Source organism: Kytococcus aerolatus, from assembly GCF_900187395.1.
In the GTDB taxonomy this organism is placed as follows: Bacteria; Actinomycetota; Actinomycetes; order Actinomycetales; family Dermatophilaceae; genus Kytococcus; species Kytococcus aerolatus.
The window spans coordinates 36,412-55,495 of record NZ_FYEZ01000003.1; the positions used below are offsets into that span (position 1 = coordinate 36,412).

A 19,084-nucleotide genomic window follows, 5' to 3' on the forward strand; every position below is an offset into this window, starting at 1 on the left:
CACCGACGAGGGGTGGCGCGTCTCGAGCAGGCGGGCATCACGGTCACGAAGGCCGCTGGCAACGACGCAGAGGACGCCTGCGGGTTCATGCCCGGCAACTCCCCGGGCGGGATCACGGTGGGCGCGACCGGCAGCTACGCCGGCGAGGTCGACGTTCAGGCCGACTACTCGAACTTCGGGTCCTGCGTGGACATCATGGCGCCGGGCACCGGGATCAACTCCGCCTCCAACGCCGACGACTCCAGCCTGCTGCTCATGGATGGCACCTCCATGTCCACGCCGCACGTGACCGGAGCCGCCGCCCTGTACCTCGAGCAGCACCCGGACGCAGCTCCGGACGAGGTCTACCAGGCCCTCCTGGACGCCGCCGCGGTGGACAAGCTGAGCGGTCTGAACGGTTCCCCGAACCTGCTGCTGAACATCGAGAACCTCATCGAGGAGCCGGAGCCCGAGCCCACCCCGGAGCCGGGGCTGGAGCGTTGGTGGGGTGCTGACCGGTACGGCACCGCCGCCGAGACCGCCGTGAAGTCCGGCCAGGCCGACACCGTCTACATCGCCTCCGGCCAGGGCTTCGCCGACGCCGTCACCGGCGGCACCGCCGCCCAGGACGTCCCGGTCCTGCTCACCCAGCCCGACCAGGCTTCTTCGCCACCGGCCTGGACTACCCCGACGCCCTCACCGGCGGCGCCGCCGCCGCGGCCCAGGACAGCCCCCTGCTCCTGACCCGCGACAACAAGCTGCCGTCCGTCGTCAACGAGTACGTCACGGCCAACCCCACCGACAAGAACGTCATCATCGGTGGCACCGCCGCCATCTCGGCCGGTGTCGAGGAAACCCTCAAGAACATCCTCGGCATCGCCTGAACCACCCCGCTCGGGATGGGTAGTGCCCTGCCCATCCCGAGCGCTCGGCCACCCGTGATGGCCCCACCCATCCGGGGAGGGGCCATCACCCCTTCCTCGGCAGGGGGTCCGGGTCCGGCCCTACCGGCTCCCCGCATCGTGGACGCGGATCGCCACCTGCACGCGATTCTCCGCCCCGAGCTTGGCCATGACCCGGGAGACATGCGCCTTGACCGTGGGCACCGAAAGGAACAGGCGATGCGCGATCTCGGCGTTCGAGAGACCGTCGGCAACCGCATCGGCCACGTCACGCTCGCGGGGAGTCAGTGCGGCGAGGGCGCTCTGCGCCGCCTGCACCCGGGCGTCGTGGGGTGAGCAGGCCGCCACCTGGCTCACCAGGAGCGCGGTCACCGCCGGGGAGAGGGCGTGCACGCCCGAGGCCACGTCACGCACCGCGGAGACGAGCTGCTCCGGCGGGGTGTCCTTGAGCAGGAAGCCACGCGCCCCCGCCCGGAGCGCCTCCACCACCAGGTCGTCGGCGTCGAAGGTCGTGAGCACCAGGACGACCAGCTCGGGCCACCGGGCCAGGAGGTCACGGGTGGCGGTGATGCCGTCGCGCTGCGGCATCCGGATGTCCATGAGGACCACGTCCGGGTGGTGCCGGTGGACGAGCTCCACGACGTCGAGGCCGTCCGCGCCCTCCCCCACCACCTCGAGGCCGGAGGCACCACCCAGCAGCAGCCGCAGCCCGGTGCGCACCATCGGGTCGTCGTCGACCAGGACCACGCGCAGGGGGCGCTCACCGTCGGTCACCGTTCCTCCTCCTCGTGCCCTGCGGTCGGGCGGCCGTCCGTGCTGGGTCGGTCCTGCTCGTCCGCCTCGACCCTGCCCCACGGCAGCCAGGCGTCCACCACGAAGTCTGCACCGGCGTCGCGCACCGCCAGCCGGCCGCCCGCGAGGTCGACCCGCTCGCCCATCCCCGCCAGCCCGAAGCCCGAGCCGTCACCCCGGGGGGCACCCGGGACCCGCGGGTTGGCGATGCGGAGCGTCAGGCCACGTGCCTCATCCCCGTCCACCACCACGTCGACCACTGCGCCGGGAGCGTGCTTGCGCGCGTTGGTGAGCGCCTCCTGCACCACCCGGTAGGCGTGGCGGCCGGTGCGGGCGGGCAGGCCCACCGCCCGGGGCCAGAAGTCCTCGGGCACGCGGAGGCGGACCGGGGTGCCGGCTCGCTCGGTCTCGGCCACCAGGTCCGGCAGGGCCAGCAGGTCCGGCTGGGGTGCCTCCCGGGGCCCCTCGGTGATGTCCTCCGCGCGCAGCACACCCAACGTGGCCCGGAGCTCCTCCAGGGCGGTGTGGCCGTTGCGGCGGATCGTCTCGGCCGCCTCGCGCACCTCCTGCGGGCTGAGGTCCTCCCGGTAGGACAGGGCCCCGGCGTGCATGGTCATCACCGAGATGCGGTGGGCCAGAACATCGTGCATCTCGCGGGCGATGCGGGTGCGCTCGGCCAGCCGGGCCTGGGCGGTGCGGGCGCCCTGCTCGCGCCGGGCCGTCTCGGCCTGGATCCGCCAGGACTCGGTGAGCTGGCGCCGTCCGCCGAGGTTCCACCCCCACAGGGCCGCCACCGCCAGCATCAGCCCGGACGTCACCACCACGACCAGGAGCCAGATCCCGCGGCTGGCGTCCGGGGAGAGCACCGGTGCCACGAGTGCCTCGTAGAGGGTCACCGTCAGCAGGCTGCTGACGCCCACGCCCAGCACCGGGCGCCACCGGCGGTGCGCGGCCAGGGAGACCAGGCACAGCAGCGCCGCCGGTGAGGCGAACACCGAGAGGCTCGTGAGGGCGGCCGTCAGCAAGGCGATGACGACCGGCCTCCGACGACGCCACCCCGCCAGCACCACGGCCACCTGGCCGAGCAGCAGGTCGACGGCCAGGAGCCCGTCGACGATCCCGAGCGGGGTGTCACCGGCCAGGTGGTCCGGATGGGCGGCAGGGCTCGTGCCGAAGGTGGACAGCCACAGGATCGCGCCGAGCACCCAGACCACGACGAGCCGCCAGGCGTGCCCCAGCCACGGCAGTGGCCAGGGAGCGGGAGTGGCGGCAGGATCGGGGCCGGCGGTGGCGCTCATGCGCCGCAGCGTATGGGGCACGCACCGGCGGCGACAGCGTCGTCGGCAGGGGGTCACCCCCTCCTTTGGTCAGGGTGCACTCCTCCGGCCGCCGACCGACGGACCGCGCGCTCGATGCCTCTGGCCGATGTGTCGACCCCGCAGCCCTCGACACGCTGCGGCCATGATCCAGATCGAGAATCTCACCAAGCGCTACGGGCGCTTCACCGCCGTCGACGGCATCAGCCTCACCGCCGAGCCGGGGCGCATCACGGGCTTTCTCGGCCCCAACGGGGCGGGCAAGTCCACCGCGATGCGGATGCTCGTGGGTCTCACCCCGCCCACCTCCGGCACCGCCACCGTGCTGGGCCGCCGCTACGTGGATCTCACCAACCCGGCAGCCCAGGTGGGCACGATGCTCGACGCCAGCGCCCAGCACGCCGGCCGCACCGGGCGGGAGGTCCTCACGCTGGCCGCGATGATGGCCGGCGTCGGCCGGGCCGAGGTGGACCGCGCCCTGGAGCGGGTCGCGCTGACCCCGGCCGAGGCGGACCGCCGAGTGGGCAGGTACTCGCTGGGCATGCGGCAGCGGCTCGGACTGGCCGGCGCCCTGGTGGGTGACCCGGAGGTCCTCGTCCTCGATGAGCCGGCCAACGGCCTCGACCCCGCGGGCATCCGATGGATGCGCAGCCTGCTCCAGGAGTTCGCCGACGAGGGCGGCACCGTCCTGCTCAGCTCGCACCTCCTCCACGAGGTGGAGCAGGTGGCCGACGACCTCGTGGTGATCGGCCGGGGCCGGATCGTGGCCCGGGGGACGAAGGAGGAGCTCCTGCGCAGCAGCAGCACCTTGGTGGACTCCCCCGAACGGGCCCGCCTCGGCCAAGCCCTCGCCCGCGCCGGGCTCCCCGCGGAGGCCCACCCCACCGGTGGCTTCCTGGTGGAGGCCGGGCCCGAGCCGCTGGCCCGCCTGGCGCTGGCCGAGCAGCTGCCGCTCACCGAGGTGCGCCCCGGCGACCAACGCCTGGAGGAGCTCTTCCTCTCCCTGACGGCCGACGACGCCCGGGAGCACAGCGCATGAACACCCCGTCCGTCCAGACCACCCCGCTGACCACACACGACCCCGCAAAGGAAGCCATGCCCAGCGCCACCGCCCCGTCCACCCCGCAGCCCGTCGCCGCGCCCGCCGACGCAACCACCGCGCCGAAGGACCGCTTCGCGCCCCGGCCCGTCTCCTTCACCCGTCTGGTCCGGGTGGAGCTCCGCAAGGCTCTGGACACCCGGGCCGGCCAGGGACTCCTGGTGGCGATCGCCCTGCTCTCGGCCCTGTCCCTCGGGCTCGTCCTGTGGTTCTCCCGGGAGCAGGGCGCCGGTTTCGGCGCCCTGCTGGGCGCGGTGGCCGTGCCGCAGGGGGTGCTCCTGCCCGTGCTGGGCATCCTCACCGCGTGCAGCGAGTGGAGTCAGCGCACGGCGCTGGTGACCTTCACCCAGGAGCCGCGCCGGCTGCGGGTGATGGCCGCCAAGTCCGTCGCAGCCGTCCTCATCGGTCTCGGCGTGCTGGCGCTCACCATCGCGGTCTCGGCCGGGGCGCACGTCCTCTCGGCGGGCCTGGCCGACACCCCGGTCTCGGTGGACCTGGGCGCGGCCCGACTGGTCAACCTCACCCTCCTGCAGACGGCCAACGTGCTGCTGGGCGTCGCCTTCGGCGCCCTCTTCCTCAACACCCCTGCCGCGGTGGTGGCCTTCTTCCTCATCCCGTCGATCCTGCCGATCGCCCTGACCTTCGTGCCCTTCCTGCGGGAGCACGCCCCGTGGTTCGACATGGACGTCTTCGCCGTCGAGCTGGCCGGAGGAGAGTGGCTGACGCGGCAGGACTGGCTGCACCTGGCCTCGAACCTGGGGATCTGGCTGGTGCTGCCCCTGGTGGTCGGGCTGATCCGGGTGAGCCGCAAGGAGATCGGCTGAGCCCCGCTCAATCGCGGCGGGCGGGGTGGCGGGCAGGGCGCCAGAGGACCAGCTCCCCGGCGGTGACCCGCCGGCTGGGTCGGCGCCCGTGGGCCACCATCTCGGCGGCGCCCTCCCGCCCGGCGGCGAAGACCCGGTCCCGCACGGCGGCCTGCTGGCGGAGCCGCTCGACCTCCTCGGTGAGCTCCTCCAGGCGGTCCTCCAGCCGGGACGTGGCGCGCTGCAGCTCCATGATCCGGCGGATACCGGCCAGCGAGATGCCCTCCTCGTGGGAGAGGCGCTGCACCTCGCGGAGCTGCTCGACATCGGCCTCCGAGTAGCGCCGCCCGCCGCCGCGGGCCCGCGAGGGCGTCACGAGCCCGAGGCGGTCGTACTGGCGGAGCGTCTGCGCGTGCATGCCGGTGAGCTCCGCCGCCACGGAGATCACGTACACCGGCCGCGTGTCGCTCATGACCGGCGGGAGCGCTCGATGAGATCGGCGCGCGGGTCGTCACCGGGCTCGGCGGCCCGCAGGGCCTCGACGGCCTTCCGCTGGGCGTCGGTGAGATCCGTCGGCACGGCCACCTGCACCTCGGCCAGGAGATCGCCGGCGCCCTTCTTCCCGGGCATGCCGCGCCCGCGGATGCGCAGGCGCCGGCCGGAGGGCGTGCCCGGAGCGACCTTGACCCGGACCGTCTCCCCGGTAGGAGTGGGCACCTCGACGGCGGCGCCGAGCACGGCCTCGGTGAAACGGACCGGCAGCTCGACCACGAGATCGTCGCCCTCCCGGGTGAACACCGGATGGGGACGCACGTGCACGGTGATCATGAGGTCACCGGGCTGGCCGCCGTTCGGGCTCGGGTGCCCCTTGCCGCGCAGGCGGATCCTCTGCCCGTCCTTCACCCCCGCCGGGACGCGGATGGTGGTCTCGGCACCGTGGGCGTCCCGCACCGTGGCCCTGCTGCCCTCGAAGGCCTGGTGGAGGTCGACGGTGATGCTCGCTTCGGCGTCCTGCCCCTTCTGCGGGGCGGCGTGACGGGGCCCGCCCCCGAAGGGGCCCTGACCGGTGAACTGCGACCCCCCGGCGAAGCCGGCACCGCCGCCACCGTCGAACATCCGCAGGATGTCCTCGAGGTCCTCGGCGCCCACCTGTTGGCCACCCATCCCGCCGGGCCCGCCCGTGGAGTAGCGCACCCGCTGGCCACTCCCGCCGCCGAACATGGAGCCGAAGACGTCCTCGAAGCCCCCGGCCCCGGCCCCACCGCCGCCACCGGCGGTGAAGCGGGGCCCACCGGCGGCCATCTGCCGGATCGCGTCGTACTGCTGACGGTCCTCGGCGTCGGAGAGCACCTGGTAGGCCTCGCCGATCTCCTTGAACCGCTGCTCGGCGGCCTCGTCACCGGGGTGCTGGTCGGGGTGGTTCTCCCGGGCCAGCTTGCGGTAGGCCTTCTTGATCTCGGCGTCGTCGGCATCCGGCGAGACGCCCAGGGTCTTGTAGAAGTCCTTCTCGAACCAGTCCTGGCTCGCCATGTCGCCTCCTTGCGAGATCTGGGGTCAGGGTCTCGTGGTCGCCCCTCAGCTGGGGTCGGCCACGGCAACGCGTGCGGCGCGCACGATGCGCTTGTTCACGCGGAATCCGGGCTGGAGCACCTGGACCACGGTGGTCTCGGTCGCCCCCTCCGGCAGGTCGCCCTCGGTGTGCAGGAGGGCCTCGTGGTGGTTGGGGTCGAAGGTCTCGCCGACCTCGCCGATGGACTCGACGCCGTAGCGCTCCAGCACGCCCTCGAGCTTGGTGGCGATGGCGGCGAAGGGGCCGCCCTCCAGGTCACCGGCCTGGCGGGCCATGTGGATGTCGTCGAGCACCGGGATGAGCGCCTCGACCACGCCGGCGATGGTGTTGTCCTTGTCCTGGGCGCGCAGCCGCTCCATGCGGTTGCGGTAGTTCACGAGGTCGGCCTGGGCGCGCTGCAGGTCGGCGAGCCGCTCGGCGGCGAGGATCGTGTCCGGGTGCTCGGCACCCTCGGCGGCCGGCTCGCCGGTGGAGTCGTCGGCTTCCTCGGCCGGCTCACCCTCCGGGGCGTCCGGCTGGGCCTCGGCCGCACGGGGCGCGTCCTGGTCCTCCGGTCGGGCCTGCTGTGCCGTCTCGTCGGTCTGCTGGGTCGGGTCCTGCGTCGTCTCGTCGGCCATCGGGCCACCTCCTGGGTTCCGGGTGTGGGCGTGGGGCGGGGCGTGCTGCCCCGCCCCACGCGCTCACGGCATCAACCACGTGCCCCGCGCACGGGGCGTCCGGGTGGCCGCCGGGGAGACCGGCGGCCACCCGGTGGGACTCACTTGGAGTCGTTGGCCTCGTCGTCCTCGACGACCTCGGCGTCGACGACGTCCTCGTCCTGGGCCTGCTCACCGGCGGCGTCGGCACCGGCCTCCGCGCCCTGGGCGGCGTCACCCTGGGCGGCGTACATGGCCGCACCCATCTTCTGGCTGGCCTCGGAGACGGCGTTCGTCTTCTCCTTGAGAGCCTCGACCTCGGCGTCCTCCTTCGCCACGAGCTCCTTGAGCTCGGCCAGCTTGGACTCGACCTCGGTCTTCTCGGCCTCCGGGAGCTTGTCGCCGTTGTCGGCGATGAACTTCTCGGTGGAGTAGACGACCTGCTCGGCCTGGTTGCGGGCCTCGGCGGCCTCACGACGCTTGGCGTCCTCGGCCGCGTGGGCCTCGGCGTCCTTGATCATGCGGTCGATCTCGTCCTTGTCCAGGGCCGAACCACCGGAGATGGTCATCGACTGCTCCTGGCCGGTGCCACGGTCCTTGGCGGAGACGTGGACGATGCCGTTGGCGTCGATGTCGAAGGTGACCTCGATCTGCGGCACGCCACGGGGGGCCGGGGCGATGCCGGTGAGCTCGAAGTTGCCCAGCGGCTTGTTCTGCTGCGCGATCTCGCGCTCACCCTGGAAGACCTGGATGCCGACGGCCGGCTGGTTGTCCTCGGCGGTGGTGAAGACCTCCGAGCGCTTGGTCGGGATGGCCGTGTTGCGCTCGATGAGCTTGGTCATCAGGCCGCCCTTGGTCTCGATGCCGAGGGACAGCGGGGTGACGTCGATGAGCAGGACGTCCTTGCGGTCACCCTTGAGCACGCCGGCCTGGATGGCGGCGCCGACGGCCACGACCTCGTCCGGGTTGACGCCCTTGTTGGGCTCCTTGCCGGTGATCTTCTTGACGGCCTCGGTGACGGCGGGCATGCGGGTGGAGCCACCGACGAGGACGATGTGGTCGATGTCCTCGACCTTCACGCCGGCGTCCTTGATGACGGCCTCGAAGGGCGTCTTGGTGCGCTCCAGCAGGGAGTCGGTCATCTGCTCGAACTGGGTGCGGGTGAGCGACTCGTCGAGGTGGATCGGGCCGTTCTCCCCCATGGAGAGGTACTGCAGGTTGATGGAGGTGCTGGTGGAGCTGGAGAGCTCCTTCTTGGCCTGCTCGGCGGCGTCGCGGAGGCGCTGCATGGCGATCTTGTCGTTGGACAGGTCCATGCCGGTGGAGTTCTTCACGCTGGTGAGGAGGTGCTGGATGATCGCCTCGTCCCAGTCGTCACCGCCCAGCTTGTTGTCACCGGAGGTGGCGCGCACCTGGATGGTGGAGAAGCCGTCCTCGGGGTCCTTGCCGACCTCGAGCAGGGAGACGTCGAAGGTTCCGCCACCGAGGTCGAAGACGAGGATGAGCTCGTCCTCCTTGCCCTTGTCCAGGCCGTAGGCCAAGGCCGCCGCGGTGGGCTCGTTGATGATGCGCAGGACGTTGAGGCCAGCGATCTCGCCGGCCTCCTTGGTGGCCTGGCGCTCGGCGTCGTCAAAGTAGGCCGGCACGGTGATGACGGCGTCGGTGACGTCCTCGCCCAGGTAGGCCTCGGCGTCGCGCTTCAGCTTCATGAGCGTGCGCGCGCTGATCTCCTGCGCGGTGTACTTCTTGCCGTCGATCTCCTCGGTCCAGTCGGTGCCCATGTGGCGCTTGACGGAACGGATGGTGCGGTCGGCGTTGTTCACGGCCTGCCGCTTGGCGACCTCGCCGACGAGGATCTCGCCGTTCTTGGCGAAACCGACGACGGACGGGGTGGTGCGACCGCCCTCGGCGTTGGCGATGATCTCCGGCTCACCACCGTCGAGGATGGCCATGGCGGAGTTGGTGGTACCCAGGTCGATACCGATAGCGCGTCCCATTGAGGAACCTCCTGTGCGTCGTGGTTGATGCGTTCGGGCTCAACCCTGCGAGGCGGCCCGACCCGTTGTCAAAGCGCGGCTCTGCAAAGTTGCGTCTGCTTGGCTCAACCTCGAGCGATGGCGGATCATTCCGCCCGCTTCATGTGACCTGTGCCACAGTCGCCTCCGTGTGACGAACCCCAGACGACGGAGACGCAGCCCATGAACCGACCCACCCATCTCCTGGCCACCGCCACCGTCGGCCTGCTCCTCTCCACCGGGTGCGGCACCGCGACGGACGACACCCCCGAGGGCACGCCGTTCAGCCTCTACACGCACTGCGGCATCCACGAGCTGAAGCACGACGGCACCCGGTACGTCCGCGAGGGAGGCCGCCTGGACGACGGCCAGGGGAATCCGCCCGACGGCTGGGACAACCCCTACCACGAGGGGTACATCACCGTGGAGGACGACACCGCCGTCTTCCGCGACGACGCCGGCCACGAGGAGACCTTCGTCGAGCGCGTGGGCGCCACCGGGCCGCTCGACACCTGCTCCTGAATCAGGCCGTGGCGCCTGGCCTCAGCACCCGGCGCGACGCTCCCGCGCCCGCCGCGGCCACGCGAGGAGGCGCGGACGCCGCGCCCCGGACGCCGCGGGGCCGACCGACGGCTCCCCCACCGTGAACGCCAGGTCCTGGCTGGGGGCGAGGGACTGCGGGTCGAAGTCGTCCAGACCCGTCGGGTTCCGCTCCGGGTCGAGCGCCGCGGCGAGCGCGGAGCGCGCCTTCTTGCGCTCCGGCTCCCCGCCGTGCTGCTCGATCGTCCAGTCCCGCACCCACTGCTCCTCCGCGGGCGACATCACCTCCAGGTGGCGCCGCAGCGCGGCAACGGCCGGCTCCCGCAGTCGGGCGGGCATCGGGTCCACCGCGGGCAGGAACACCTTGGTGAGCGGGGAGGCGTCCACGCCCTTCGTCAGCTCGTGCAGGGCCTGCATGACCCGCGACCGACCGTCGGCCGTCGTGGAGCGGGCATAGGCTCCCGCGGCCCAGGCCAGGGCGAGCTCGACCCGGATCGGGCGACGCCGCAGGTTCCAGGCGATCGCCCGCTGCTGCAGGAAGCGGTCGAGCACAGGCCCCTCGGGCCACTGGTCGGCCAGACCCCAGACCGAGAGCGTCTTGCGGCCGCACTTCCAGCACTCCATGCACGGCTGCCCCGGCCGGCCCCGCTGGCAGGAGGAGGCCACCGCCCCGTACCGGGAGCGCTCGGCGATGAGGTGGGTGCCCATCTCGGAGACCCCGGCGATGACATTGGCCACCGGCATGCCCACGGCCTGGAAGGCCGGACCGAAGCCGGCCACGAAGGCGCTCTCCTCGTAGGGGCGGTAGGCCGTGGCCCCCAGCAGGGTGGCGGAGGTCAGGACGGTCCCCCAGCACACGGCCGAGGTGCCGTCGGCGTCCGCCCACAGCAGGGCCGGCGCGATGTTCACCAGGTCGTGGGGGAAGCCCACCGGCTCCCGGAGGAGCTCCAGGTCCGTCCGGACGGTGCGGGCCTGTACACCCAGCTGCTGGATGTGCTTCACCGCCGCCACGGCGGCCGAGGTGTCGAAGGGCCCTTCGAGGGGCTGGCCGTCGAAGCGGTGCCGCTGCTGGTAGTAGCACCGGGTGCCCTCCCCCAGCACCTCCAGCGCGGCGGTGCAGTCCACGCCGCCGCTGTACGCCAGCGCGACCGGACCACCCTCGGTGCGGGTGCGGGGCTCGACCGCCGGGTCCACCGGCCCCAGCTCGACGCCCTCACCGGCGAGCACCGACGCGGCGAACACCTGGGAGACGGGCCGGTCCATCTCCAGCTGCCCGTCGAGCCACGGCCTGACGCACAGCAGGGCCACCAGGGCGACGACGTCCGGGTGGAGGGGCGACTCCGGCACCGGCTCGAGGACGGTCTCGGACCGGGCCATGCTCGCGCCGGCCTGCCGGGGCTCCTCGCCCTGCGGGGTGAACCGCAGGGTCAACCGGTCGCCCTCGTGGCTGGCCTCGACGCGCATCCCCTGCTCCTCAGCTGTAGGTCCTCGACTGCTTCGCGCCACGGTACGGCAGCCGCCGGGCGCCGGCCCTCCCGCAGCCGCACCACGCCCCGGCCTCTCCCTCCTCGAAGCCGCCCCCTTCCCCGGAACACCTCGAAGGAATACCCTGAGGGGGTATCCCTGTTGACCGGGATGCCACCCGCGAGTGCGGGCGCCACGAGAACGCGACGAACCATCCCGAGGAGTCACCATGACCACCACCGAGTACACCGTCACCGGCATGACCTGCGGCCACTGCGAGATGTCCGTCCGCGAGGAGGTCTCCGAGGTCGACGGCGTCACCGAGGTCGCCGTGAGCCACGAGACCGGCCGCCTGACCGTCACCTCCGAGGGTCCGCTCGACGACGCCGCCGTGCTCGCCGCCGTGGACGAGGCGGGCTACACCGCCTCCCGCGCATGACGGCCGGCACCACGCAGCCCGACACCCCCACCGCTCCCTCGGCCACGCAGGCGGTCCAGCTCGACATCACGGGCATGACCTGCGCCTCGTGCGCGAACCGGATCGAGCGGAAGCTCAACAAGCTCGACGGGGTCACCGCCTCGGTGAACTACGCCACCGAGCAGGCCTCCGTCGAGGCCCCGCCGGAGCTCGACCCCGCCACCCTCCTGGAGACCGTCGAGAAGGCCGGCTACGGCGCGACGCTCCCCACCCCGGAGCCGGAGCCCGGTACCGGGCGGGACGGAGCCGCCACGGCGGAGGACACGGAGCCCGACGCGCTCGACCCCGAGACCGCGGCCCTACGTCAGCGGCTGCTCGTCAGCGCGGTCCTCACCATCCCGGTGATCCTCATGGCGATGGTGCCGCCGCTGCAGTTCACCCACTGGCAGTGGCTCTCCCTCACCCTCGCCGCCCCGGTCGTGGTGTGGGGCGGCTGGCCCTTCCACAAGGCGGCCTGGACGAACCTGCGCCACGGCAGCGCCACGATGGACACGCTGGTCTCGATGGGCACCATCGCGGCCTTCGCGTGGTCGCTCTACGCCCTGTTCTGGGGACACGCCGGCATGCCTGGCATGAAGCACCCCTTCGACCTCTCGATCAGCCGCTCCGACGGCGCCGGGAACATCTACCTCGAGACCGCCGCCGGAGTGACCCTGTTCATCCTCGCCGGCCGGTACTTCGAGAAGCGCGCCAAGCGCCAGGCCGGGGCCGCCCTGCGCGCCCTGCTGGAGATGGGCGCTCGGGAGGTGACCATCCTGCGCGACGGCGCCGAGGTGCAGCTCCCGGTCGGGGAGCTGGCCGTGGGCGACGAGTTCGTCGTGCGCCCCGGGCAGACCATCGCCACCGACGGCCAGGTCGTCTCCGGACGCTCCGCCGTCGACGCCTCGATGCTCACCGGCGAGCCCGTCCCGGTCGACGTCACCCCGGGTGACACGGTGACCGGCGCGACGGTGAACACCTCCGGGCGGCTCGTCGTGCGGGCCACCCGGGTCGGCGCCGACACCCAGCTGGCGCGGATGGCCCGGATGGTCGAGGAGGCGCAGTCCGGCAAGGCCGCCGTGCAGCGGCTCGCCGACCGGATCTCGGGCGTCTTCGTGCCGATCGTGCTGGTCATCGCCGCCGGCACGCTCGTCGCCTGGCTGGCCACCGGGCACTCGGCGAACATGGCCTTCACCGCCGCCGTGGCGGTCCTGGTCATCGCCTGCCCGTGCGCGCTCGGTCTGGCCACCCCGACGGCCCTGCTCGTGGGCACCGGGCGCGGCGCGCAGATGGGCGTGCTCATCAAGGGCCCCGAGGTGCTCGAGTCGACCCGCCAGGCGGACACGATCGTGCTGGACAAGACCGGCACCGTGACCACCGGCACGATGACGCTCACCGGCACCGTGCCGACCCCCGGCACCGACGCCGCCGAGCTCCTCCGCGTCGCCGGCGCCCTGGAGGCCGCCTCGGAGCACCCGATCGCCCGGGCGGTGGCACAGGCCGCCACCGAGGCCGGTCCCCTGCCAGCCGTGGAGGAGTTCACGAACCTCGAGGGCCGCGGTGTGCGCGGGACCGTCGAGGGACGGCAGGTCGTCGTCGGTCGGGAGGCGCTCATCGCCGAGGAGGCCGGCCCGCTGCCGACCGGGCTCGCCACGGCGAAGGCCACCGCCGAGGCCGAGGGCGCGACCGTCGTGTGCGTCGGCTGGGACGGTTCCGCCCGCGGGCTGCTCGTGGTGGCCGACGCGCTGAAGTCCTCCAGCGCCCGGGCCGTCTCCGAGCTGCGGGCCCTGGGCCTGCGCCCGGTGCTCCTCACCGGGGACAACGAGGGCGCGGCCCGCACCATCGCCGCCGAGGTCGGCATCGACGAGGTGATCGCCGAGGTCCTGCCGCAGGACAAGGTGGACGTCGTCCGCCGGCTGCAGGACGAGGGCCGCACGGTCGCGATGGTCGGCGACGGCGTCAACGACGCACCCGCCCTGGCCACCGCCGATCTCGGCCTGGCGATGGGCACCGGCACCGACGCGGCCATCGAGGCCGCCGACCTCACCCTGGTGCGCGGCGACCTGATGGGCGCGGTGGACGCCATCCGCCTCTCCCGCCGGACGCTGAGCACCATCAAGGGCAACCTGTTCTGGGCCTTCGCCTACAACGTGGCCGCGATCCCGCTGGCCGCGCTGGGGCTGCTCAACCCGATGCTGGCCGGCGCCGCGATGGCCTTCTCCAGCGTCTTCGTGGTCGGCAACAGCCTGCGCCTGCGGGGCTTCCGCAGCATCGACCCGGAGGTGACCCGATGAGCGAGCGGACCGGCCGGGCCGTGGACGCCGAGACTCCGGCCGGGAGCCCGAGCGAGGGGTCGGCCGACGCATGCGAGCACGCCCACCACGGTTACATGGGCGACAAGGACGCCTACCTGCGGCGGATGCGGCGGATCGAGGGCCAGGCCCGCGGCATCACCCGGATGATCGACGAGGAGCAGTACTGCATCGACATCCTCACCCAGGTGACCGCCCTGACCCGGGCCCTGCAGACGGTGGCCACCGGACTGGTGGAGGACCACCTGCGGCACTGCGTCATGGACGCCGCCCGATCCGGGAACGACGGGGAGGCCGCGGCCAAGCTCGCCGAGGCCACCGCGGCCATCAACCGCCTCGTGCGCTCCTGACCACCGCCGGCACCCCGGCCCCGACGCACCGCCCGCCCCACCCCGGGGCGGGCGGTGGTGCTTCACCGGCGGCATCCGTTCACCGCTCGAGCTCCTCGCTGGCCGCGTCCCGCTCCTCCCGGGCCGCGTCGCGCCCCGCCCGGCGCTCGATGATTCCGTCCACCTCGGCCCGGTTCACCGCCTGCCGCTCGGCGTCCTCCACGGCATGGCGCATCCGGTCGTGCCGCTGGGCCAGGTCGTTGCGCAGGCCGTCCAGCAGCTCGGCGTCGGTAGCGCTCTCCGCGGCGAGGGCGTCGACCACGGCGAGCGCGCGCTCCTCCTGGGCGTCGACCTCGCGGCGCAGGTCGGTGGCCAGCTCCCGCGCACCGGCGGTGAGGGTCTCCACCTGGCCCTCCACCCCGGCAGCCGCGTCCGCACCGGCCTCCCAACGCAGCTCCTCGAGCAGCTCGCGCTGGTCGGCGAGCAGGTTCGCCAGCTCGTCCCCCGTCCCCACCGAGGTGTACTCACCGCGCCCCGCCTCGGCGACGTCCTCCAGCAGCTGCCAGTCCCCCTCGGCGAGCCCGAAGCCGATGACGTGGACGTCCGGCCCCCCCGGGCCGCGCGAGAGCTCCGTGGCCGCCGCCACCGGGTCGCCCCCGCAGGTCTCCAGGCCGTCGGTGACGACGTAGACGACCGAGCGCCCCGCGGTGGGCAGGTCCTTCCCCGCGGCCTCGAGGCCACGGGCCAGCGGCGTCCACCCGGTGGGCTCCACCCTGGCGAGCTCGCCGGCGAGGTCCAGCTGCCGTGCCCTCCCCTCGGCCACCCGTTGGGTGGACCGGCAGGAGTCGGCCCTGCCGGAGCGCGAGGCGTCGCCGCCCTGCCCGTAGGTGCGGACGCTCAGCGTGGCGTCCCGGGGCAGGCCGGCCGCGAACCCGTCGAGGGCCTGCCGGGCCGCCTCCATCCGGGTCCGACCCCCACCGGCCGACTCCCGCATGGACCCGCTGGCGTCGAGCACCACCGCCACGTGGAGCGGCGGCAGGTCGAGCTCCCCCACCTCGGGGGCCGCAACGCCCTCCCCGGCACCGAGGAGATCGACCATGGGTCCGGAGAGATCCCCCTGCACCTGGGCCATCACCGCGTCCTCCCACTCCCGCGGACCGGGCTCCGCGGCCACCACCGCCGCCGCGGCCCGCTCGGCGTCGAGATCCTTCCCGGAGCGCTCCCCCGAGGCGAGCAGGAAGGTGGACTCCACGAGGTGGTCGGCCTCCAGGCCGGCCGGAGTCTCCACCGGTTGCGGTGCGGCGGGCCCGGGCGCCACCCCGCCGGAGGACGCGGCGGAGGTGCCCGCCCCCGGGCCCGCCGCACCGTCCTGCGACGCCCCGGACCCCGGCGTGCTGCTGACCGGAGCCGACGGAGCGGTGTCCTGCGTGGGCCCGGCCTCGGCCGCGCACCCGGCCAGGGCGAGGGCCAGCGGCACCGCCAGGAGACGGGGGACCCTCCGCCCCCGCTGGCGCGGGCCACCATCACCGGTGGTGGACGGGGCGACGGGCTGGGCAGGGGCGGGCCGGACGAGGGCGGGCTGGGTCTTCACGAGTTCTCCCTGGGCAGTGGTCGGTGGCTGTCCGCCGACCGTAGGGAGATCCGGATCACAGGTGCCCCGAGTTGTCCACAGGCCACGTGGCCGATCCCACAGAACCGCAGGATTCCGCGGAATAACACAGCACACAGTCCTCCTGGAGCACCATCTCGGGGCTTGCCGGCGTGCCGCTCGCCCTCCACCCGGGTAGACAGGGAGGCATGACTGACAGGCCCACGCACGAGTTCCGCGGCGACTGGTCCGAGCAGCTGGTCGCCACCGCCATCCACGGCGGCCACGACCTCCGCCCGCAGGTGGCCGAGGCGATGGTGCTCGCCGAGGACGTCCGGCGCCGTGAGGAGGACCCGTACACCGACGTGATCGGCGCCGGCACCCCCACCCAGGTGCTGGTGCACCGTTCCCGCTTCGAGATGGACCTCAACCGGCCCCGCGAGTCGGCGATCTACCGCCGCCCCGAGGATGCCTGGGACCTGGAGATCTGGCGCGACACCGAGCTGGCCCCCGAGCTCGTCGAGGAGAGCCTGGCGCAGTACGACGCCTTCTACGCCGAGCTCGGCGAGCAGCTGGACCGGCTCGCCGCCCGCGGTCCCTTCGTGGTCTACGACGTGCACTCCTACAACCACCGCCGCGAGGGCGCCGACGCCGAGCCGGCCCCTGCCGACGAGAACCCCGAGGTGAACCTCGGCACCGGCACCGTCGACGCCCGCTGGCGCAGCGTGGTGGACGCCTTCACCCGCTCCCTGGCGGCCCAGGAGGTGGGTGGGCACCAGCTCGACGTGCGCGAGAACGTGAAGTTCGAGGGGCGCGCGCTCTCCTGGTTCGTCCACGAGCGCTACCCCGAGACCGGCGTCTGCCTCGCCCTGGAGTTCAAGAAGACCTTCATGGACGAGTGGACCGACACCCCGGACCACGCGCACCTCGAGCAGCTGCAGCGCGCGCTGACCGCCACCCACGAGCCGGTGCTGGCGGCCCTGCAGGAGGTGACCCACCGGTGAGCACCGAACCCACCGCCCAGGAGGCCGCCCAGACGCTGGCCCCTGCGGACCTCGCGGTCGACCACACCCTCTCCCTGCTGTCCGGGACGCTGCGCTTCCTGCTCGGCATCACCCCGGTGAACGCCGACGAGGAGCGCGAGCGCTTCCTGGCCGGGGACACCGACGAGCCGGCCTTCGTCTACCGCGACCTGGAGACCGACCCGGCCGTCCTGGCCGCGCAGATCGACCAGATCCCGGTGGACGACCTGCAGGACGAGACCCTGCACCACCTGCTGGGGGCCAAGCACCGCGAGCTGGCCCTGCAGGTGCAGATGCTGGCCAGCCGGGGCGGCACCGAGTTCCGGGAGCTGTCGGCCGAGCTCTACGGCGCCGTCGACCCCGAGCTGCGCTCCGCCGCCGACGGGCTCGTGGCCCGGCTGGACGCCCGCTCGAGCAGGTCCGGCCGGGTCGACGCCGCGACCTTCCTGGCCGCCGCGCAGGAGGAGATCGACCGCTACCGCGAGATCGACGCCGACGTGAGCATCCACGCCGAGGTCCGCGACGACGTCTCCGGCGTGCTCGTCGAGGGCGACACCCTGCTCATCAGCGACCGGGCCAGCATCCCGGAGAACCGTGTGCGGCCGCTGATCATGCACGAGGTCGGCACCCACCTGGTCACCCAGGTGAACGGCGTCGGCCAGCCGCTGAAGACCCTCGGCACGGGTCTGGCCGGCTACGACGAGACCCAGGAGGGGCTGGCCGTGCTCGGCGAGATCGCCGTCGGCGGACTGACCCCCTTCCGGCTGCGCCAGCTCGCGCTGCGCGTGCTCACCGTGGACCGGATGCTCTCCGGCGCCAGCTTCCGCGAGTCCTTCGACGCGATGCGGGAGATCGGCGTGCCCGAGCGCCCGGCCTTCACCACGACGATGCGCGTCTACCGCGCCGGGGGCCACACCAAGGACGCCATGTACCTGCGGGGACTGCTCGACATCCTCGCCCACCTGCGCGAGGGCGGCCGGCTGGACCGGCTCTTCCTCGGCAAGTTCGCCCTGCACGACCTGCCGCACGTCCGGGAGCTCGACGAACGCGGCCTGCTGCGGCCACCCCGCCTGACCTCCCACTGGCTGCTCGACCCCGGCGCGACCGAGCGCATCGAGCACGCCGCCCGCACCAACGACCTGACCACCCTCACCCAGGAGTCCGCATGAAGATCGCCTTCGTCGTCAACGACATCGCCACCGAGCGGGCCGTCTACACGACCGTCCGTCTGGCCATGCAGGCCACCAACATGGGCCACGAGGCCCACCTGCTCGGCATGGGGGACTTCGGCTACGAGCCGGACGGCACCCTGACGGCCACCGCCAGCAGCGGCAAGGACAAGGGCTACCGCTCGCTGGAGCGCTATCTCGCCGACGTCCAGAAGCCGGAGAGCCGCGAGCACATCGCCGTCAGCGAGTTCGACGTCGTCATGCTCCGTGCCGACCCGGCCGACGAGGGCGAGACCGGGGCCTGGGCGAACAACGCCGGCATCGCCTTCGGTGAGCTCATCGCCATGCAGGGCGTGCTCGTGGTGAACGACCCGCGCTCGCTGAGCCGTGCCCTGTCCAAGGCCTACTTCCAGCACTTCCCGGAGGCCGTGCGCCCCAAGACACTCATCTCCCGCGACGGGGAGCGCATCGAGGAGTTCGTCGAGGAGCTCGGCGGCAAGGCCGTGCTCAAGCCCCTCCAGGGCTCCGGCGGCTCCGGCGTCTTCCTCGTCAACGAGGAGGAGTCGCCGAACCTCAGCCAGATCATCGAGGCCGTCTCCCGCGACGGCTACGTGGTGGCCCAGGAGTTCCTGCCGGAGGCCAAGGACGGTGACGTCCGCATGTTCGTCGTGAACGGCCAGCCGCTCACCGTCGACGGCCGGGTGGCCGCCTTCCGCCGCCGCAGCGGGGGCAGCGACATCCGCTCCAACATGTCCGCCGGCGGCAAGGCCGAGAAGGTCGAGATCACCGACACGATGCGGGAGATGGTGGACGCCGTCCGCCCCAAGCTCATCGCCGACGGGATGTTCATGGTGGGTCTGGACATCGTGGGCGACAAGCTCATGGAGGTGAACGTGTTCAGCCCCGGCGGCCTGGGCACCGCCGAGTCCCTGTACGGCGTCGACTTCGCCCCGGCCGTCATCGAGAACCTCGAGCACAAGGTCTCGATGCGCCGCCACTACGGCCGCCAGCTGCCGAACACGGCGGTGGCCACGCTCTGAGCGGGCGCACGGTGCGGGCGGCCCAGCACCTCCCCGGGTGCCTGGCCGCCCG

Annotated in this window: 19 protein-coding genes; 11 read left to right on the top strand and 8 right to left on the bottom strand. The window is 72.9% G+C overall.

Features of this window, described 5'->3' with window-relative positions; translation table 11 throughout:
• Positions 1 to 12 precede the first annotated feature (12 nt).
• Together CFT82_RS12230 and CFT82_RS12370 are read left to right on the top strand one after the other, a co-directional pair.
• Positions 13 to 723: a S8 family serine peptidase gene (locus tag CFT82_RS12230; RefSeq protein ID WP_159461900.1), complete on the top strand. Its 711-nt coding sequence runs from the start codon at positions 13 to 15 to the stop codon at positions 721 to 723.
• Positions 657 to 863 (top strand): cell wall-binding repeat-containing protein, encoded by a 207-nt coding sequence (locus CFT82_RS12370; protein ID WP_088819179.1) that lies wholly within the window; start codon positions 657 to 659, stop codon positions 861 to 863. The genes CFT82_RS12230 and CFT82_RS12370 overlap by 67 nt, the downstream gene beginning before the upstream one ends.
• Before the next feature lie 120 nt (positions 864 to 983).
• Here CFT82_RS12370 and CFT82_RS09520 read toward each other — a convergent pair whose 3' ends face one another.
• Both CFT82_RS09520 and CFT82_RS09525 read right to left on the bottom strand, forming a co-directional pair.
• Positions 984 to 1,604, bottom strand: a complete 621-nt coding sequence (locus CFT82_RS09520) for a response regulator (protein ID WP_200815133.1) — start codon at positions 1,602 to 1,604, stop codon at positions 984 to 986.
• 47 nt (positions 1,605 to 1,651) lie between these two features.
• Positions 1,652 to 2,971, bottom strand: a complete 1,320-nt coding sequence (locus CFT82_RS09525; protein ID WP_088818905.1) for a sensor histidine kinase — start codon at positions 2,969 to 2,971, stop codon at positions 1,652 to 1,654.
• 163 nt (positions 2,972 to 3,134) lie between these two features.
• On the opposite strand from CFT82_RS09525, the gene CFT82_RS09530 reads away from it, so the two are divergent.
• Positions 3,135 to 4,028, top strand: a complete 894-nt coding sequence (locus tag CFT82_RS09530; protein ID WP_088818906.1) for an ABC transporter ATP-binding protein — start codon at positions 3,135 to 3,137, stop codon at positions 4,026 to 4,028.
• On the top strand, positions 4,025 to 4,912 hold the full coding sequence (locus tag CFT82_RS09535) for an ABC transporter permease (RefSeq protein WP_143469600.1): 888 nt from the start codon (positions 4,025 to 4,027) through the stop codon (positions 4,910 to 4,912). Before CFT82_RS09530 ends, CFT82_RS09535 begins: the two co-directional genes overlap by 4 nt.
• A gap of 7 nt (positions 4,913 to 4,919) precedes the next feature.
• Here the strand turns inward: CFT82_RS09535 and CFT82_RS09540 are convergent, their stop codons facing one another.
• The 4 genes from CFT82_RS09540 to dnaK all read right to left on the bottom strand — a co-directional run bounded on the left by CFT82_RS09540 (position 4,920) and on the right by dnaK (position 9,093).
• Entirely contained in the window at positions 4,920 to 5,363 is a 444-nt protein-coding gene (locus tag CFT82_RS09540) for a heat shock protein transcriptional repressor HspR (protein WP_088818908.1), read from the bottom strand.
• On the bottom strand, positions 5,360 to 6,421 hold the full coding sequence (locus CFT82_RS09545; RefSeq protein ID WP_088818909.1) for a DnaJ C-terminal domain-containing protein: 1,062 nt from the start codon (positions 6,419 to 6,421) through the stop codon (positions 5,360 to 5,362). The genes CFT82_RS09540 and CFT82_RS09545 overlap by 4 nt, the downstream gene beginning before the upstream one ends.
• Positions 6,422 to 6,466: 45 nt before the next feature.
• Positions 6,467 to 7,078: a nucleotide exchange factor GrpE gene (grpE, locus tag CFT82_RS09550; RefSeq protein WP_088818910.1), complete on the bottom strand. Its 612-nt coding sequence runs from the start codon at positions 7,076 to 7,078 to the stop codon at positions 6,467 to 6,469.
• A 140-nt stretch (positions 7,079 to 7,218) separates the two neighbouring features.
• Positions 7,219 to 9,093, bottom strand: a complete 1,875-nt coding sequence (gene dnaK, locus CFT82_RS09555; RefSeq protein ID WP_088818911.1) for a molecular chaperone DnaK — start codon at positions 9,091 to 9,093, stop codon at positions 7,219 to 7,221.
• Positions 9,094 to 9,294: 201 nt separating this feature from the next.
• Between dnaK and CFT82_RS09560 the strand changes: the two genes are divergently transcribed.
• Positions 9,295 to 9,633 (top strand): hypothetical protein, encoded by a 339-nt coding sequence (locus tag CFT82_RS09560; protein ID WP_088818912.1) that lies wholly within the window; start codon positions 9,295 to 9,297, stop codon positions 9,631 to 9,633.
• 21 nt (positions 9,634 to 9,654) lie between these two features.
• On the opposite strand, the gene CFT82_RS09565 is transcribed toward CFT82_RS09560, so the two are convergent.
• Positions 9,655 to 11,115 carry a DUF6395 domain-containing protein gene (locus CFT82_RS09565; protein ID WP_088818913.1) on the bottom strand — a complete coding sequence of 487 codons (1,461 nt, stop codon included), beginning with the start codon at positions 11,113 to 11,115 and terminating at the stop codon, positions 9,655 to 9,657.
• A gap of 229 nt (positions 11,116 to 11,344) precedes the next feature.
• Between CFT82_RS09565 and CFT82_RS09570 the strand changes: the two genes are divergently transcribed.
• The 3 genes from CFT82_RS09570 to CFT82_RS09580 are packed head-to-tail and all read left to right on the top strand — an operon-like array spanning position 11,345 to position 14,234.
• Positions 11,345 to 11,554, top strand: coding sequence for a heavy-metal-associated domain-containing protein (locus tag CFT82_RS09570; RefSeq protein WP_088818914.1), 210 nt, complete (start codon positions 11,345 to 11,347; stop codon positions 11,552 to 11,554).
• On the top strand, positions 11,551 to 13,866 hold the full coding sequence (locus CFT82_RS09575; RefSeq protein ID WP_088818915.1) for a heavy metal translocating P-type ATPase: 2,316 nt from the start codon (positions 11,551 to 11,553) through the stop codon (positions 13,864 to 13,866). The genes CFT82_RS09570 and CFT82_RS09575 overlap by 4 nt, the downstream gene beginning before the upstream one ends.
• Positions 13,863 to 14,234, top strand: coding sequence for a metal-sensitive transcriptional regulator (locus tag CFT82_RS09580; RefSeq protein WP_088818916.1), 372 nt, complete (start codon positions 13,863 to 13,865; stop codon positions 14,232 to 14,234). The genes CFT82_RS09575 and CFT82_RS09580 overlap by 4 nt, the downstream gene beginning before the upstream one ends.
• Before the next feature lie 79 nt (positions 14,235 to 14,313).
• Here CFT82_RS09580 and CFT82_RS09585 read toward each other — a convergent pair whose 3' ends face one another.
• On the bottom strand, positions 14,314 to 15,804 hold the full coding sequence (locus CFT82_RS09585) for a VWA domain-containing protein (protein ID WP_088818917.1): 1,491 nt from the start codon (positions 15,802 to 15,804) through the stop codon (positions 14,314 to 14,316).
• Positions 15,805 to 16,010: 206 nt separating this feature from the next.
• Here CFT82_RS09585 and CFT82_RS09590 point away from each other — a divergent pair, with 206 nt between their 5' ends.
• The 3 genes from CFT82_RS09590 to CFT82_RS09600 are packed head-to-tail and all read left to right on the top strand — an operon-like array spanning position 16,011 to position 19,032.
• The gene (locus CFT82_RS09590) at positions 16,011 to 16,805 is read left to right on the top strand and encodes an N-formylglutamate amidohydrolase (protein WP_088818918.1); all 795 of its coding nucleotides are present in this window, start codon (positions 16,011 to 16,013) and stop codon (positions 16,803 to 16,805) included.
• Entirely contained in the window at positions 16,802 to 17,992 is a 1,191-nt protein-coding gene (locus tag CFT82_RS09595; RefSeq protein WP_088818919.1) for a flavohemoglobin expression-modulating QEGLA motif protein, read from the top strand. Before CFT82_RS09590 ends, CFT82_RS09595 begins: the two co-directional genes overlap by 4 nt.
• Positions 17,989 to 19,032: a glutathione synthetase gene (locus CFT82_RS09600; RefSeq protein ID WP_088818920.1), complete on the top strand. Its 1,044-nt coding sequence runs from the start codon at positions 17,989 to 17,991 to the stop codon at positions 19,030 to 19,032. The genes CFT82_RS09595 and CFT82_RS09600 overlap by 4 nt, the downstream gene beginning before the upstream one ends.
• Positions 19,033 to 19,084 lie beyond the last annotated feature (52 nt).

What these genes read in the sequence shown, in the direction of transcription:
- CFT82_RS09600 (WP_088818920.1), top strand. Translation starts at nt 17,989, where the DNA reads ATGAAGATCGCCTTCGTCGTCAACGACATCGCCACCGAGCGGGCCGTC.
- CFT82_RS09580 (WP_088818916.1), top strand. Translation starts at nt 13,863, where the DNA reads ATGAGCGAGCGGACCGGCCGGGCCGTGGACGCCGAGACTCCGGCCGGG.
- grpE (WP_088818910.1), bottom strand. Translation starts at nt 7,078, where the DNA reads ATGGCCGACGAGACGACGCAGGACCCGACCCAGCAGACCGACGAGACG.
- CFT82_RS09520 (WP_200815133.1), bottom strand. Translation starts at nt 1,604, where the DNA reads ATGGTGCGCACCGGGCTGCGGCTGCTGCTGGGTGGTGCCTCCGGCCTC.
- CFT82_RS09570 (WP_088818914.1), top strand. Translation starts at nt 11,345, where the DNA reads ATGACCACCACCGAGTACACCGTCACCGGCATGACCTGCGGCCACTGC.
- CFT82_RS09530 (WP_088818906.1), top strand. Translation starts at nt 3,135, where the DNA reads ATGATCCAGATCGAGAATCTCACCAAGCGCTACGGGCGCTTCACCGCC.
- CFT82_RS09560 (WP_088818912.1), top strand. Translation starts at nt 9,295, where the DNA reads ATGAACCGACCCACCCATCTCCTGGCCACCGCCACCGTCGGCCTGCTC.
- CFT82_RS09535 (WP_143469600.1), top strand. Translation starts at nt 4,025, where the DNA reads ATGAACACCCCGTCCGTCCAGACCACCCCGCTGACCACACACGACCCC.
- CFT82_RS09590 (WP_088818918.1), top strand. Translation starts at nt 16,011, where the DNA reads ATGACTGACAGGCCCACGCACGAGTTCCGCGGCGACTGGTCCGAGCAG.
- dnaK (WP_088818911.1), bottom strand. Translation starts at nt 9,093, where the DNA reads ATGGGACGCGCTATCGGTATCGACCTGGGTACCACCAACTCCGCCATG.
- CFT82_RS09575 (WP_088818915.1), top strand. Translation starts at nt 11,551, where the DNA reads ATGACGGCCGGCACCACGCAGCCCGACACCCCCACCGCTCCCTCGGCC.
- CFT82_RS09565 (WP_088818913.1), bottom strand. Translation starts at nt 11,115, where the DNA reads ATGCGCGTCGAGGCCAGCCACGAGGGCGACCGGTTGACCCTGCGGTTC.
- CFT82_RS09540 (WP_088818908.1), bottom strand. Translation starts at nt 5,363, where the DNA reads ATGAGCGACACGCGGCCGGTGTACGTGATCTCCGTGGCGGCGGAGCTC.
- CFT82_RS09525 (WP_088818905.1), bottom strand. Translation starts at nt 2,971, where the DNA reads ATGAGCGCCACCGCCGGCCCCGATCCTGCCGCCACTCCCGCTCCCTGG.
- CFT82_RS09545 (WP_088818909.1), bottom strand. Translation starts at nt 6,421, where the DNA reads ATGGCGAGCCAGGACTGGTTCGAGAAGGACTTCTACAAGACCCTGGGC.